The 13874-nt window shown below is 65.2% G+C and carries 9 protein-coding genes; 6 read left to right on the forward strand and 3 right to left on the reverse strand.

What is annotated here, in order from left to right; genetic code table 11:
• Positions 1-139 precede the first annotated feature (139 nt).
• Positions 140-1222, reverse strand: a complete 1083-nt coding sequence (locus DVU_RS00610) for a YeiH family protein (protein WP_010937434.1) — start codon at positions 1220-1222, stop codon at positions 140-142.
• A gap of 437 nt (positions 1223-1659) precedes the next feature.
• On the opposite strand from DVU_RS00610, the gene DVU_RS00615 reads away from it, so the two are divergent.
• From DVU_RS00615 to DVU_RS00625, 3 genes are read left to right on the forward strand one after another with little or no spacing between them, the layout of a single operon-like run.
• Positions 1660-2793 (forward strand): efflux RND transporter periplasmic adaptor subunit, encoded by a 1134-nt coding sequence (locus DVU_RS00615; RefSeq protein ID WP_010937436.1) that lies wholly within the window; start codon positions 1660-1662, stop codon positions 2791-2793.
• Positions 2790-6305, forward strand: a complete 3516-nt coding sequence (locus DVU_RS00620) for an ATP-binding cassette domain-containing protein (RefSeq protein ID WP_010937437.1) — start codon at positions 2790-2792, stop codon at positions 6303-6305. Before DVU_RS00615 ends, DVU_RS00620 begins: the two co-directional genes overlap by 4 nt.
• A gap of 3 nt (positions 6306-6308) precedes the next feature.
• Positions 6309-7421: an ABC transporter permease gene (locus DVU_RS00625; RefSeq protein WP_010937438.1), complete on the forward strand. Its 1113-nt coding sequence runs from the start codon at positions 6309-6311 to the stop codon at positions 7419-7421.
• A gap of 215 nt (positions 7422-7636) precedes the next feature.
• Here DVU_RS00625 and DVU_RS00630 read toward each other — a convergent pair whose 3' ends face one another.
• Complete coding sequence (locus DVU_RS00630) at positions 7637-8695, reverse strand: AI-2E family transporter (protein WP_010937439.1); 1059 nt, start codon at positions 8693-8695, stop codon at positions 7637-7639.
• Between the two features lie 244 nt (positions 8696-8939).
• Between DVU_RS00630 and DVU_RS00635 the strand changes: the two genes are divergently transcribed.
• Positions 8940-10298, forward strand: coding sequence for a PAS domain S-box protein (locus tag DVU_RS00635; RefSeq protein ID WP_010937440.1), 1359 nt, complete (start codon positions 8940-8942; stop codon positions 10296-10298).
• A gap of 178 nt (positions 10299-10476) precedes the next feature.
• Here the strand turns inward: DVU_RS00635 and DVU_RS00640 are convergent, their stop codons facing one another.
• The gene (locus tag DVU_RS00640) at positions 10477-11139 is read right to left on the reverse strand and encodes an HAD family hydrolase (RefSeq protein WP_010937441.1); all 663 of its coding nucleotides are present in this window, start codon (positions 11137-11139) and stop codon (positions 10477-10479) included.
• A 419-nt stretch (positions 11140-11558) separates the two neighbouring features.
• Here DVU_RS00640 and DVU_RS00645 point away from each other — a divergent pair, with 419 nt between their 5' ends.
• Positions 11559-12806 carry a sulfite exporter TauE/SafE family protein gene (locus tag DVU_RS00645; RefSeq protein ID WP_011793113.1) on the forward strand — a complete coding sequence of 416 codons (1248 nt, stop codon included), beginning with the start codon at positions 11559-11561 and terminating at the stop codon, positions 12804-12806.
• Position 12807: 1 nt separating this feature from the next.
• Positions 12808-13530 (forward strand): hypothetical protein, encoded by a 723-nt coding sequence (locus DVU_RS00650; protein ID WP_010937444.1) that lies wholly within the window; start codon positions 12808-12810, stop codon positions 13528-13530.
• Positions 13531-13874 lie beyond the last annotated feature (344 nt).

Consider the following 13874-nt stretch of genomic DNA (forward strand, 5'->3'; position numbering starts at 1 on the left):
CTGGCGATGCTGGTGATGCCCAGTGATGCTAGGCGAGGAACTTGGCGAGGGTGATCACGGCGAAACCGAGGAAGACGACGATGGCGTCCTGACGGCGCGACTTGGAGAGGGACTTGAAGAACGACATGGTTATGCTCCTTTAGCTCATGAAGAGGAGGACAGCGGCAAGGGCGAGGGCGGCCTTGAGGCCAGCTACGCCGAAGCCGAACAGGAACCCGTTGAGGCCCGCAGCGCGCAGGTCGGAAAGACGGGTGGTGAGACCGATGCTGGCGAAGCCCAGCAGGAAGGCCCATTCCATGAAGTGCTTGGCCATCTTCACTTCGGGCTTGGTGAGAACGCCCGCCGTGTTGAGGCACACGATGGCGAGGAAGCCCAGGACGAACAGCGGGAACTTGTCGCGGATCATCTGCCACTTGTTGATCTTGGCGACTTCGTTGCCCTGTTCGGCTTCCTGTGCGGCGGCCATGATGGCGAGCATCAGCACCACGAAGGGCAGGAAGACCACGCGGCCGATGTTGTAGATGCCCGCGACGATGCCCGCTTCCTGACTGAAACCGAAGCCCGCGGCCAGCACCTGCGCCGAGTTGACGATGCCGACGCCCGCGAAGGCACCGAACTGCTCGGGGGTGAGGTTGAACACCTTGCCGATGAGCGGGAAGGCGATGAGCGCCAGCAGGCCGAACATGAGCACCACGGCGATGGAGTAGGCCATGTCCTCGTTCTTGGCCTTGACCGCGGGGGCGATGGCGATGGTGGCGGAAACGCCGCACACCGACATGCCCGCCGCGAGACACGCGGCAAGAGGCGTGGACATGCCGACCTTGCGGCACAGCCACATCATGACCAGCGCCGTTCCGAACAGGAACACGGCGATGAACACCAGCGCCTGTGCACCCACTGAGACAAGGCCAGCCAGCGAATAGCTGGAACCCATGATGACGATGCCCGTCTTGGTCATGATGGTCGAGTAGCGCAGCCCCGGCTGGAACACGGCGGGAACGCCCACGGTGTTGCGGATGATGATGCCGAAGATGATGGCGAGGATGAAGTCCTTGAGCGAGAGATAGGTCTTGAACAGCGGATAGGCTTCAAGCTTGGGTGCCACGAAGCTGGCGACGAGGGCCACCGCACAGACCAGCAGCAGGCCGGGAAGGCTCTCCGTCACGGCCCGTGCGAAACTCTGCTGGGCTTCGACAGGCTGGGAGATGACGTTCTGGGACATGGGACACTCCTGAGGGCAAAAGTTTACCTTGCCATGAGCAAATGGAGTGCCATGCCTTTTAGGTGTTCAATCACAGATGGTTACATCTTCGATGTCGTGTTTCTCGTGTGTGTTTGCGGGAAGGGAATGGAACGGTTCCACCAACGATGTTCCTTTGAGGGAACATGTTCCTGTTCGGGTACGCAGTCTGAAGGAACCTGAGCCCATCCTCGCTCCTGCCATGGCTTTGTGGTAGCGATAGGCCAAGGTGTATGACGGGATGTGAAGGTGGGCCTTCGTACAGCGGCATCCGGTGCAGGGTGTCACGGGACACCGGGCGGTAGACCGGGTGCGGAATCTCGCCGGAACACGTTGCAGGCCGCATCACGCCAGCCTTCACGGGCATGACCTGAAGCCCCGCACCGTCCTGTTTCGAAGCCGTCACACAGGAGCGTTGCATGAAGAAACGCCTTTTCGTTCTCCTTGTTCTTTTGGGTGTGGCGAGCGCTGCGGGGTGGTACGTGACCCGGCATGCGCCCGGAGATGGCCCGGAAGTGCTGCATGGGAACATCGACCATCGGCAGGTGGACCTCGCCTTCAAGGATGCAGAACGTGTGTCCACGGTGCAAGTGGACGAGGGTGACGCCGTTGCCGCCGGGGATGTGGTCGCCACGCTGGAAACGGAGCGCCTCGACCTTGAGATTGCCCGTTCCCGTGCCACGGTGCGGGCACAAGAGGCCGTCCTCGCCCGTCTTGAAGCCGGGTCCCGCCCGCAGGAGATTCGCCGTGCGGAGGCCGACGTGGCGGCGGCGGCAGCCGATGCGGTCAATGCCCGTGCCGTTCATGCGCGCATGGCCGCGTTGCTCGCCGTCGGGGGGGTGGCCCCGCAGGATGAGGAGAACGCCCGTGCCGCGCGTGATGTGGCCGAGGGCCGCGCCGCGCAGGCCAGGGCCCAACTCGCGCTGGTGCGCGAGGGGCCGCGTTCCGAAGACATCGATGAGGCGCGGGCCGCACTGGCGGCGCGCCGTCAGGAACTGGCGGTGCTCGAGCGGCGGCGTGTGGAGAGCGTGCTCGTCGCCCCCACGGCGGGTGTGGTGCGCAAGCGCCTTCTCGAACCGGGCGATATGGCTGCCCCGTCGCGCCCGGTGTGCACCATCGACCTCACCGGGGTGAAGTGGGTGCGGGTCTTCGTGCCGGAGTCCATGCTTGCGACCATGGTCCCGGGGCGCGCGGCGGAGGTGTCCGTCGACGGCGCACCGGGCAAGGTCTTCGCGGGCAGGGTGGCCCATGTGGCCGCGTCTGCCGAATTCACGCCCCGCAATGTGGAGACGCCTGAACTGCGCACATCGCTGGTGTACGAGGTGCGGGTGCTCGTGGATGACCCGGGAGGGCTGCTGCGACTCGGCATGCCCGCCACGGTACGGCTGGTGTCCCTCGCTCCTTCTGCAGCCTCTTCGGGTGGAGACGTGAACGCCTCCGACAGCGGGCCACTTGCGAGCAACAGGTCACGTGCGATGCCGCACAGGGGGGACGCTGGCCAGAGCGCTGCTGCGGCGAGCGGTGCGGCGCATGGCGGGGGGCACGATTCGTGACCCGTCGTCAGGGCCACGGCAAGGCACATGAAGTCCCTCGCGCGGTGTGCACGGTGCAAGGCGAAGGGGCTGCGCTCCTGTGCCGGGGGCTGGTTCGGGGCTTCGGTTCCGGCAAGGCGCGTGTCCGTGCCCTTGATGGTGTCACCGTATCACTCGCGAGAGGCACGGTGACAGGCCTCGTGGGGCCGGATGGCGCTGGCAAGACCACGCTCTTGCGCATCGCCGCCGGGTTGCTGGTCCCTGACGAGGGCGAGATGACCGTGCTCGGTCATGATGCTGTGCGTGACCCGCTCGCCATCCAGTCGCGCATCGGCTACATGCCGCAGCGTTTCGGCCTGTACGAAGACCTCACCGTGGCCGAGAATCTCACCCTCTACGCCGACCTGCAAGGCGTGACGTACGAAGCGCGTAAGCGTCGCTGGCCGCATCTCATGCGCCTGACGGGGCTGGCCCCCTTCATGGACAGGCTGGCTGGCAGGCTTTCGGGCGGTATGAAGCAGAAGCTGGGCCTCGCCTGCACGCTGGTGAAGTCGCCCGACATGCTGCTTCTCGATGAACCCACCGTAGGGGTCGACCCCCTGTCGCGCCGTGAGTTGTGGAACATCGTCCATGGTCTCGTCCGGGAGGACGGCATCACGGTACTCGTCAGCACTGCCTATCTCGACGAGGCGGAGATGTGCGACCGGGTGCTGGTGCTGGCCGGGGGAAGGGTGTTGGGTGACGCCCAGCCCGCAGACTACCTCAAGGGTCTTGCGGGATGCGCCTTTGCCGTCGCACCAGACGGGAGGCCCCCCCGCGAGGTGCAGCACGGACTGTACGGTGTGCCGGGCGTGCTGGATGCGACGGTGCGGGACGGCCGCGTGCACCTGCTGTGCGCGACGCCCCGGACTGTGGAGAGTCTACCGGGTGACGGCCCGTTCATGCCCCGTCCGTTACGTTTCGAGGACGGTTTCATGGCCCTCTTCCGACGCCGCAGGGCCGACGGCGAGACGCCATCTGCTCCCGACGCCGCAGGGGAGGGGCAGAACCTCACCCATGTCGCACCCGCCGAGGCCGACGTCTCTGGTGCTCTTGGTGCGTCAGGCGCGTCGGGTGGGGTGGCAGGGCGAGTCGGAAGGGCAGGGCCGGACATGTTGGAGGGGCGGGATGACCTTCGTACGGTCACACCTCCACCCGTCGGAGACGGAGATGGGGCCTCGTCGTCGGCATCGCGCCCTGTGGTGCTGGCATCCTCTGGGAATGACACGGTGACGGGGCACTCCAGTGAAGGGGCGCACCCGCATGCCGTGCCGGGACCTGCCCTTGTGGAGGTGCGCGGTCTCGAACGGCGTTTCGGGGCGTTCCGTGCCGTGCATGACGTCTCGTTCGATGTGCGGCAGGGTGAGGTGTTCGGCCTGCTGGGGCCCAACGGCGCGGGCAAGAGCACCACCTTCAGGATGTTGTGCGGCCTGTTGCCGCCCACGGCGGGAACGCTGCGTGTGGGCGGGGTCGACCTGCGTACGGCGGCGGCCGAGGCACGCAGGCAGGTGGGGTATGTGGCGCAGCGGTTCTCGCAATATGGCGGGCTTTCGGTGCGCGAGAACCTCGACTTCTACGCCGGGGCCTACGGGCTGCGGGGGGCGCGTCGCAACGAGCGCATCCTCTGGGCGCTGGAGGAGATGGGGCTGGCCCCGTGGCGGGATACCGCAGCGGGGACGCTGCCGCTTGGGCACAGGCAACGCCTTGCGCTGGCGTGTGCGCTGCTGCACGAACCGCGCATCCTTTTTCTGGACGAGGTGACCTCGGGCGTGGACCCTCTGGCGCGCCGCGCTTTCTGGCGTCGTATCACGGGGCTTGCGCGGGACGGGGTCACCATCATCGTCACGACACATTTTCTGGAAGAGGCGGAGTACTGCGACAGGCTGGCAGTGCTGGCAGGGGGTGAACTGCTGGCGCTGGGGACACCCGACGACGTACGCGCGCTTGGCGGCGGAACGTCCATCGAGGAGGCGTTCATCACGCTGGTGGAACGCCGTCGTGCGTCGCCGCAGGGTGGGGCGCCAGCCGGGGAATCCACCTCGGGGGACGCCGCTGTTGTTCCGGACTCTCTTGGTCTTGAGGGGCCGCAAGGGGAGACGACGGGCCTGTCGTCCTCTCCGGGGACGTCTCCGGAGACGTCCCCGGCACGGTTGTCACCACCTTCGCACGATGACGCGCCGTCTTTCACGGTATGTCCGGCATCGTCGCGTCCGGGACCGTCGCATCCGGGACCGTCCGTTGACGGCGCGGTGTGTCCTGCCATGGAAGGGGCGGGAGGGGCTGAACGGGCTGAGCGGGCCGCGACACGTGCGAAGGACGATGTCTCGCCGTTGCAGGCCTATCTGATGCGGATGCGCGGGCTGCTGGTGAAGGAGGCGTTGCAGATTGTGCGCGACCCCAGCAGCATAGCCATCGCCCTCGTCATGCCCGTGGTGCTGCTTCTGCTCTTCGGCTACGGCGTAAGCCTCGACGCGCGCAACATCCCCGTGGCGGTGGTGCTGGACGAGCGCAGCGACGAGGCCGAGTCGCTGGCTGCGCGCTTCCTTTCGGGAACCACCTTCAAGGGGGCGGTGTACCGGGATGCGGCGGCGGCCCTCGAGGATTTCCGTCAGCGACGAGTGGAGGCCATGGTGCGTGTCCCCGAAGGGTTCGCCCGCGGTCTGCAAGCGGGAGGCACCCCGGTGGTGCAGCTGGTGGTCAACGGTGTGGACGCCAACAGGGCGCGCCTCGTGATGGGCTACGTGAACGGGGCATGGCAGGGGTGGCTTGCCTCGCGGGCGACGGGCAGGCCCGGCTACCCGTCGATGGTCACGATGCAGGATGACGGCACCCCGCTGCGGGGAGGGCCGCCCGTGAACGTCAGTGCGCGCGTGTGGTTCAACCCCGAGGCTGAAAGCCGCAACTACCTCGTGCCGGGGCTGGTGGTGCTGGTGATGACGCTCATCGGGACACTGCTCACGGCACTGGTCATGGCCCGCGAGTGGGAACGGGGGACGATGGAGGCGCTGCTGGTGACCCCGGTGCGCATCGGCGAGTTGCTGGTGGGCAAGCTGCTGCCCTACTTCGTACTCGGCATGGCGGGTATGGGGCTGTGCACCTCGTTGGCATTGTGGCTGTTCGACGTGCCATTGAGGGGCTCGGCACTCGTGCTGCTTGGCATGGCCTCGCTCTTTCTTCTGGCGGCACTGGGGATGGGGCTGCTCATCTCCGTGCTGGCGCGGAACCAGTTCGTCGCCGGACAGGCTGCCATCCTTGTGGCGTTCCTCCCGGCCTTCTTCCTGTCGGGTTTCATCTTCGACCTCGCAGCGGCCCCCGCGCCCATCCGTGCCGTGTCGCACCTCATCGCAGCGCGGTATTTCGCCTCGTCACTCAAGACCATCTTCCTCGCGGGCGACGTCACGGCGGTGCTGCTGCCCGACGCATTGGCGCTTGCCATCCTCGCCACCGTGCTGCTGGGCCTTGCGCGGCGGCGCATGCACAAAAGGCTGGAGTAGGGCATGGAGACGCTCGTCCGCATCATGGCGCTCATCCGCAAGGAGTTCCTCGCCCTGTTCAAGGACAGGCGCAGTCGCGTGGTGGTGATCATCCCTCCGCTCATCCAGACCATCGTGTTCGGGTACGCGGCCACCTTCGATGTGGAGAGGGTGCCCTGCGCCGTCATGGACGAGGACAGGAGTGGTGCGTCGCGCGAACTTCTGGCGCGGCTTGAGGGTTCACGCGCCTTCCGCGTGGCCCTCGTCGCCACGGACGCCCGCATGATGGCGGATGCCGTGGACAGGGGGGAGGTGGTCATGGCCCTGCGCATCCCGCAGGGGTTCGAGCGCGCCGTGCACTCCGGCGCGGTGACCGTGCAGGCGGTGGTGGACGGGCGCAACTCCAACACGGGCACGCTGGCGGTCAACTACCTCCAGACCGTGGTGGCGGGATACAACGAGACGGTGCTGCACCGCATCTCCGGGGCAGGGCCTCCGGCGAATCTGGTGATGCGGGCGTGGTACAACCCCAACCTGCTCAGCCGCTGGTTCTTCGTACCGGGCATCCTCGCCATGGTCACGCTGGTGGTCACGCTGCTGGTGACGGCGCTGTCGGTGGCGCGGGAACGTGAACAGGGCACCTTCGACCAGTTGCTGGTGGCCCCGTACCGCCCTGCGGAGGTGCTGGTCGGCAAGGCGGTGCCCGGCATGGTCATCGGCCTCGTGGAGGTGACGGGCATCCTGTGCCTTGCGGTCTACTGGTTCGACGTGCCCATGCGGGGCAGCCTTCTCACGCTGTATGCGGGGCTGGGGCTCTTTCTCTTCTCGGTCGTGGGCGTGGGGCTCATGGTCTCGTCGCTGGCGGCGACCATGCAGCAGGGGTTGCTGGGAACCTTCCTGTTCACCATGCCCGCCGTCATCCTCTCCGGCTTCGCCACGCCCGTTGCCAACATGGCGGACGGGGTGCGGCAGATGACGGTGGTGAACCCCTTGCGCTACATCCTCGTCATCATCCGTTCGGTGTTCCTCGAAGGGGCCGACGCGGCGGTGCTGGCCCGTGAACTATGGCCGCTTGCCGCCATCGGCCTTTTCTGCATGACCGTGGCGACATGGCTGTTCAGGCGCAGGGTCTACTAGGTGACCGACGCCGTTGGCGTATCCCCGCGCCGTTGACCCTCGCTTGTTCGTCATGTGCGGTGTATGGCATCGCAACAGACCCCATCAGGCCCCGACAGGCACCGGAAGACACCGACACAGGCGTCATCAGGTGCCCTAAGGTGCCATCGGGTTTTATCGGGCGTTACCGCGAGGCCGTGGTGCATCGAAACATCTCGGCGGTAACGACCGGATAGCTACTCTCGTGGTTCGACCGCGCCAGAAACGCCTGATACGCCGGGTGCGCCGGGCAGTCCTTCGCGTGCGAGTTGCAGCCCGAGGGCAAGCAGCACGGGCCCAAGCAGGAGCCCCATGGGGCCGAAGGCTGCAAGACCGCAGATGATGGCAAGGAATATCAGTGCGATGGGGGCTTCGATGCCTGTCTTCAGGAAGATGGGCCGCAGGATGTTGTCCGACCCCGAGACGATGATGGCACTCCACAGCACGAGACCGATGGCCGCCGTGGTCTTGCCTGCGAACCACAGCCACGCACAGGCGGGAATCCACACCGCCATGGTGCCCACCACGGGGATGGGCGCCACCATCGCGGCGATGAATCCCCAGAATGCCGCTTGCGGTACGCCCGCCACGGCGAAGCCGATGCCGCACAGCACGCCCTGTATGGCGGCCACAAGGACCACGCCCGCCAGCACACCCACCACAGCCCCCCTGAAGGCCGTGACGCAACGGTCGAGCATCGCGCGGGGCATGGGCAGCAACGCCAGCGCGAAGCGCTGGATGTGCCGGGCGTAGGCGGTGAACACGAAGATGAGCATCAGCACGATGAAGCCCTGAAGCACGGCGTTGAGCGCACCGCCCGCAAGGCCCACCCCTCCCGCCAGCGCCGTCCGCGCCGCGGTGCCGAGGATGCCCGCCGCATTGCGTGCAAGCCCGCGCAGACCCCCCTCCAGCCCCGGCAGGTCGCGTAGCCGTGCGTCGATGTCATCCACAAGTTGTTGGGCCTCAGGGCTGGTGAACCAGTTCGATTCGCGCAGACCGTCGAGTACGGCAAGGCCCTGCACCGCCTGCGGTGCGGCGAGGCTGCCCACCACCGCCACCGGGATGACGAGGCACATGCCTGCCAGCGCCGTGGTGAGACCGGCGGCCACCAGCGGGCCGCGCCACGCTTCCAGACGTCTGCTCAAGGGGCGGAAGGCACAGGCAAGGCAGGCGGCAAAGAACAGCGCCTTGAGAAACGACGAGAACAGGGCCGCACCGGCGGCGAAGGCGGCCAGCAGAAGCCAGCGTGTGGACATGGGGTATCCCCTGCGTTTGAGGTGGGAGAGGTCGACGCAATACGCGTCATACAGCACGAGGGTTGCGCGTGTCCACTTGCGGACGTAGCAGCCGGGTTATCTTTCCGGCGCAGTATCCCGGGAGTCGCTCCTCTCCGGTTGTCACGGTTGGCGAATATATCCTTGCTTGTGTCACAAAAGCTCTGTAGGTACAGGAGGATGGGCATTAGATTCTAACGGTGGATCCCATCGCCGTGGAGGTTGCATGGGGCTGGATACGCGCTACAGGGCCATCTTCAAGTCGTTACCGCAGCCGGCGTTTGTCATCGACGGCCGGCGACGGATTCTCGATTGCAACGGGGCGGCTGTGCGGATGCTGGGCGTTGCGCCCTCGTGCCATATCGGCGACAGGCTCGAAACCTGCCTGCCGGGGCTCGAACCGGATGAGCTTGCGCCATGCGGGCCCACGGAGTTCGAGCGCAGATGGAACATGCACGGTGAAGAAAGGCATTTCCGTGTGCGCGTGGCCCCTGTGCTGGAACAGGAACGCAGACCCCCGGCCGTCGATTCAGGTAACGGTGCGGTTGTGGTCATCACCGACATCACCGAGCGGCGTCGGCAACTTTCCGAGCGGTTGCGGCTTGGGGCCATGGTCGAGTTCATCGACGACGCCATCGTCGCCTTCGATGGTGAAGGGCGCATCACCGCATGGAATCCGGGGGCCGAACGCACCTACGGATACCGGCGTGACGAGGTGGTCGGCCAAGATGTCATGCTGCTGATGCCACGAGACCGTAAGTACGAGGCCGTCGGGCTGCACGACAGGGTGCTTCGCGGGGGCGAGACGGTGCGGGTGGAGACGTTGCGCCGTCGCGCCGGGGGCGAGGTCTTTCCTGTTTCGCTCACCCTTTCGCCGGTTCAGGATGATGCGGGGCGAATCGTAGGTGTCTCGGCCCTCGCCCGCGACATCACCGACCGCTGGCGATTGCAGGAGGCGCGGGCCCGCCATCTGGGTGACCTGCGTGGTGCACTGGCAGGCACGGTACGCGCCTTGTCGCGTGCCGCCGGACTGCGCGACTCGTACACGGCCCTTCATCAGCAGCGGGTGGCGCGGCTTGCCGTGGCGGTGGGGCAGGAACTTGGCATGGGGGCCGCCAGTCTCGAGACACTCGAAACGGCGTCACTTCTCCATGACATAGGCAAGGTGTCCATCCCGGCGGAGGTGCTGGTCAAACCCGTCAAGCTGACGACGCTGGAGATGGCCCTCGTCCGTAGTCATGTGGAACAGGGGTGGGAGGTGCTGCACGACGTGCCCTTCTCAGGGCCTGTCGCCGAGGTGGTCTACCAGCATCACGAACGGCTTGACGGAACAGGCTACCCGCGCGGCCTGCGTGGTGACGCCATCCTGCAGGAAGCACGTATCGTCACCGTGTGCGATGTGGTGGAGGCCATGAGCAGCCACCGGCCTTATCGTCCGGCGCTGGGCGTCGAAGTGGCCCTTGCCGAGGTGGAACGCCACGCAGGGACGCGCTACGCGCCGGAGGTGGTGGCAGCACTACGCCGTGTGCTTGATACGCCCGATGGTGGTTTGCGCCGCGAATTGGCAGAGACCTTCTCGGATTGAGGACGCCGTAGCGAGGCGGGTTGTTCAAATCGCCTGCCGGGTGCGAATCGATGTGCCCATGGGCTGCCTACAAGGGCGTGAACATATCCGGTTTCATTCCGGTTGCATCGGGCGCGTGGGGCAGCACCGGACCGGTATCATGCCGTGCCGCGCCATCCCCTGCCGCGTGAGGGGCCGGTCAGCGCACTGCCGTGGCGACAAGGGACAGAAGGTCACCCGGAGCCTCGAGAAGCAGGTGCGCCCCGGCGGCCTTCAATTCCTCCGTACCTCTGAAACCCCACGGACAACCCACCGCGACCATGCCCGCCGCAAGCGCGGTACGCATATCCACGTTGCTGTCGCCTACGAAGGCTACCTCGGAAGGCGCGATGCCCCACGCCGATGCCATGCGCAGTGCCGCTTCAGGGTGCGGTTTGCGGGGTACGTCGTCCTTCGCCCCGGCGACCATGCCGAAGCGTGAAGGGCCGAAATAGTGTTCGACCATCTCCACGGTGAAGGGGTGGGGCTTGTTGGAGAGGACTGCCATGGGGATGCCCCTGATGCCGAGGGCTTCAAGCATGGGCATGATGCCCGGATAGGGCGCTGTGAACACGTCCCACGCGGTCCTGTATGCCACGCCCATGCGTTCCACCCCCCGGCGCACAGCCTCTTCGGGGCTGCCGGGAGGCAGGGCGCGGCGTAGCAGAGTCTCCATCCCATCACCCACGAAGTGCCTGTAGGCGTCGACAGGATGTGCGGGATGTCCGCCCGCCATGAGTGCGGCGTTGCCAGCCTCGGCAAGGTCTCGCAAGGTATCCAGCAAGGTTCCATCAAGGTCGAAGATGCAGGCGCGGATGTTCATGCCCGCCTTCATACTGCATGCCGCCCTGCCCTGTACAGATTCAAGGGGCGCGGCAAGGCGCGTCGCAACGTCTCGTCGTGGCGCAGGATATCTTTATAGCTGTAAAAAAAGCTGACACCGGGTATCGTGGGCGTTGATGGTGTGCTGTGTGTGACTTTATCATTATATTCTGGTGTGTTGCTGTTAAGACGTTAGATTGCGGGCTACATCTGGCAAGAATGCTGACGGTGGATGCCCGGAAGGAGGTCGCAGACTTATAAAAATCTTTTACTACAGTTGGTTATGAATAAAACCATGCCTGTGGGTACGGTATGGCACACCCGTTGCTTTTGTGAACGCGTGTCTCCGCCGCAGGGCTGCGGCAGGGGGTGCGACACTAGGTTCCGAAACTGCGTGCAGATTTACGGAGGAGTCACGTAATGGGTTTCGCAAGAGACGTATATGAATTCATGAAGGCAGGAGCCGTGGCCCACGCCAAGTGGGATATCGAGGTCTCCACGTCCATCATCCGCAACCGCAAGAAGATGCTCATCCTGCTTGCGATGCTGGTGCCCGTGTTCCTGTTCAACTTCGCCGAAGCGGGTGCGGTGCTTGGCAGCAAGACCGCCTACGCCCCGGCCTTCTACACGACGAAGATCTTCTTCGTCTCCATCGCAGTGGGTCTTGCGGCGGGCCTCATCACCGGCTGTATCGGTGCGGGGGGTGGCTTCATCATCACCCCGGCACTCATGGCCGCGGGGGTCAAGGGCATTCTCGCCGTCGGTACCGACCTCTTCCACATCTTCGCCAAGGCCATCATGGGCACCACGGTGCACAAGAAGCTGGGTAACGTGTCGGTGAAGCTGGCGGTGTTCTTCCTCATCGGTTCCGGTGGCGGTACGTTCATAGGCGGCGCCATCAACAAGGGCCTGTACAACAAGGACCCGCTGCTCTCCGAACTGTTCATCAGCACCATCTACGCGGTGCTTCTGGGCTTCCTCGGCTTCTACGCGCTGTATGACTTCATCAAGGCCAGCCGTGCAGGCGGCGGCGGTGACGCCCACGGCGGCGGTTCCGGCACCACGGCCATCTCCGTGAAGCTGCAGGGCATGAACGTGCCCCCCATGATCACCTTCGACGAAGACCTCGTGCCCGGCGGCCGTCGCATCTCCGGCTGGATCGTTGCCGCAGGCGGCGTCGTGGTGGGTATCCTCGCGGCCATCATGGGCGTCGGCGGCGGCTTCGTCACCTTCCCCATGTTCGTGTACATCTTCGGCGTGTCCTCCATGACCACCGTGGGTACCGACATCCTTCAGATCATCTTCACCGCCGGTCTCGGCGCCATCGCCCAGTACGCCATCTACGGCTTCGTGTTCTACACGCTGGCCATGGGCATGCTGCTCGGTTCGCTGCTCGGCATCCAGATCGGTGCGCTGACCACCAAGGTGGTCAAGGGCATCCATATCCGCGGCTTCTACGCCGTCTCCATCATCGCGGGCTTCATCAACCGTGCCGCCACGCTGCCCAAGAAGCTGGTGGAACTGGAGATGGTGTCGCTGCCCAAGGCGTTCGTCACCAACGTCGAGTTCTTCGGCAACATCATCTTCTGGGTGGTGGTCGCCGTGTTCGGCGTGTGGGTCTTCGGTAAGTTCTTCGCCAACATAGGCAAGCTGAGAGCGGAGGCGTAAGATGATCAACAACAAGTCGAGCTTCATGAAGGGATTGCTGCTTCTGGTCTCCTTCGCCGCAGTCTTCGTAGTCATCATGACGCCGGTCTTCCCGACCGACTCGGGCAAGAAGGAAAACGGTCTGCACTATGCGGACGACCTGTTCAACAAGCTGTCGAAGGGTTCCTCGTACTTCATCCCCGAAGTGCAGAAGAAGGTCGACGGTCTCGCTGGCAAGCAGATTGACCTTGCTGTGACGGTGAAGAAGGCCGACAAGGCCGCCGATGCCGCGAAGGTGTTCACCGCCGCTGGCATGACGGCCACGGCTGAAGGTGAAATCCTGAAGGTGAAGGGCGACCTCGGTGCGCTGCTGAGCGCCACCGTGAAGGACGCCGACTCCATGTACCATAACGATGCGGCTGCTGTTTCCGCCCGTTACGGCATGGAAGCCGCCGATGCCATGGAAGCCTCGTGGGAAGCCTACGCCGGCATGATCAAGGCCCTGCAGAAGGCCAAGCTCATCCCCGAATCGCAGGCTGTGGACATGGTGATGAAGAAGGCCATCGAACCCGGTTACAACTTCTACGGCATCAATGCCGCGAAGGTGACCGACAAGATGGGCATCATGACCGGTCTGCTCGTCTTCTACGTCATCTACACCATGTGGTACGGCTTCGCCATCTTCGAACTGTTCGAGGGCATCGGCCTGACCATGAAGAAGTCCAAGGTGAAGCAGGAAGCCTAGCCCCCTGCGGACGAAGGATTCTCTGGGCCCCCCGGTACGCCGGGGGGCCTTTTCGTTTGTGCTGTGCGGCATGGGGCGAAGCCGCCGTGGCTTGAGCGCGGGTTGTGGCGCGTATGAATGCCAACGTGCTCATGGCTGGTTCAGCCGGGGCAGTCCTTCCGAGGGCACTGCGGGCGCAAGCTGGCGTGGACCATCAGGGCTGGTCACGTCTACGCCGGTTGCCGGGTGAGGAAGGGAGACTGGAGGCCATGCGCGGACGGGCGTCACCGGGGTCTGCCCCTGTCGTGGCGGCCCCACTGGATGAGCGCGGTCGCGCTGGCTGTGCCGGGTACGCCGTCATGAGA

This window comes from Nitratidesulfovibrio vulgaris str. Hildenborough, from assembly GCF_000195755.1.
Classification (GTDB): Bacteria; Desulfobacterota; Desulfovibrionia; order Desulfovibrionales; family Desulfovibrionaceae; genus Nitratidesulfovibrio; species Nitratidesulfovibrio vulgaris.

Bases quoted from the DNA above. Each gene is read 5' to 3' on its own strand.
- DVU_RS00610 (WP_010937434.1), bottom strand. From the start codon at position 1,222: ATGTCCCAGAACGTCATCTCCCAGCCTGTCGAAGCCCAGCAGAGTTTC.
- DVU_RS00615 (WP_010937436.1), top strand. From the start codon at position 1,660: ATGAAGAAACGCCTTTTCGTTCTCCTTGTTCTTTTGGGTGTGGCGAGC.
- DVU_RS00625 (WP_010937438.1), top strand. From the start codon at position 6,309: ATGGAGACGCTCGTCCGCATCATGGCGCTCATCCGCAAGGAGTTCCTC.
- DVU_RS00630 (WP_010937439.1), bottom strand. From the start codon at position 8,695: ATGTCCACACGCTGGCTTCTGCTGGCCGCCTTCGCCGCCGGTGCGGCC.
- DVU_RS00635 (WP_010937440.1), top strand. From the start codon at position 8,940: ATGGGGCTGGATACGCGCTACAGGGCCATCTTCAAGTCGTTACCGCAG.
- DVU_RS00640 (WP_010937441.1), bottom strand. From the start codon at position 11,139: ATGAACATCCGCGCCTGCATCTTCGACCTTGATGGAACCTTGCTGGAT.
- DVU_RS00645 (WP_011793113.1), top strand. From the start codon at position 11,559: ATGGGTTTCGCAAGAGACGTATATGAATTCATGAAGGCAGGAGCCGTG.
- DVU_RS00650 (WP_010937444.1), top strand. From the start codon at position 12,808: ATGATCAACAACAAGTCGAGCTTCATGAAGGGATTGCTGCTTCTGGTC.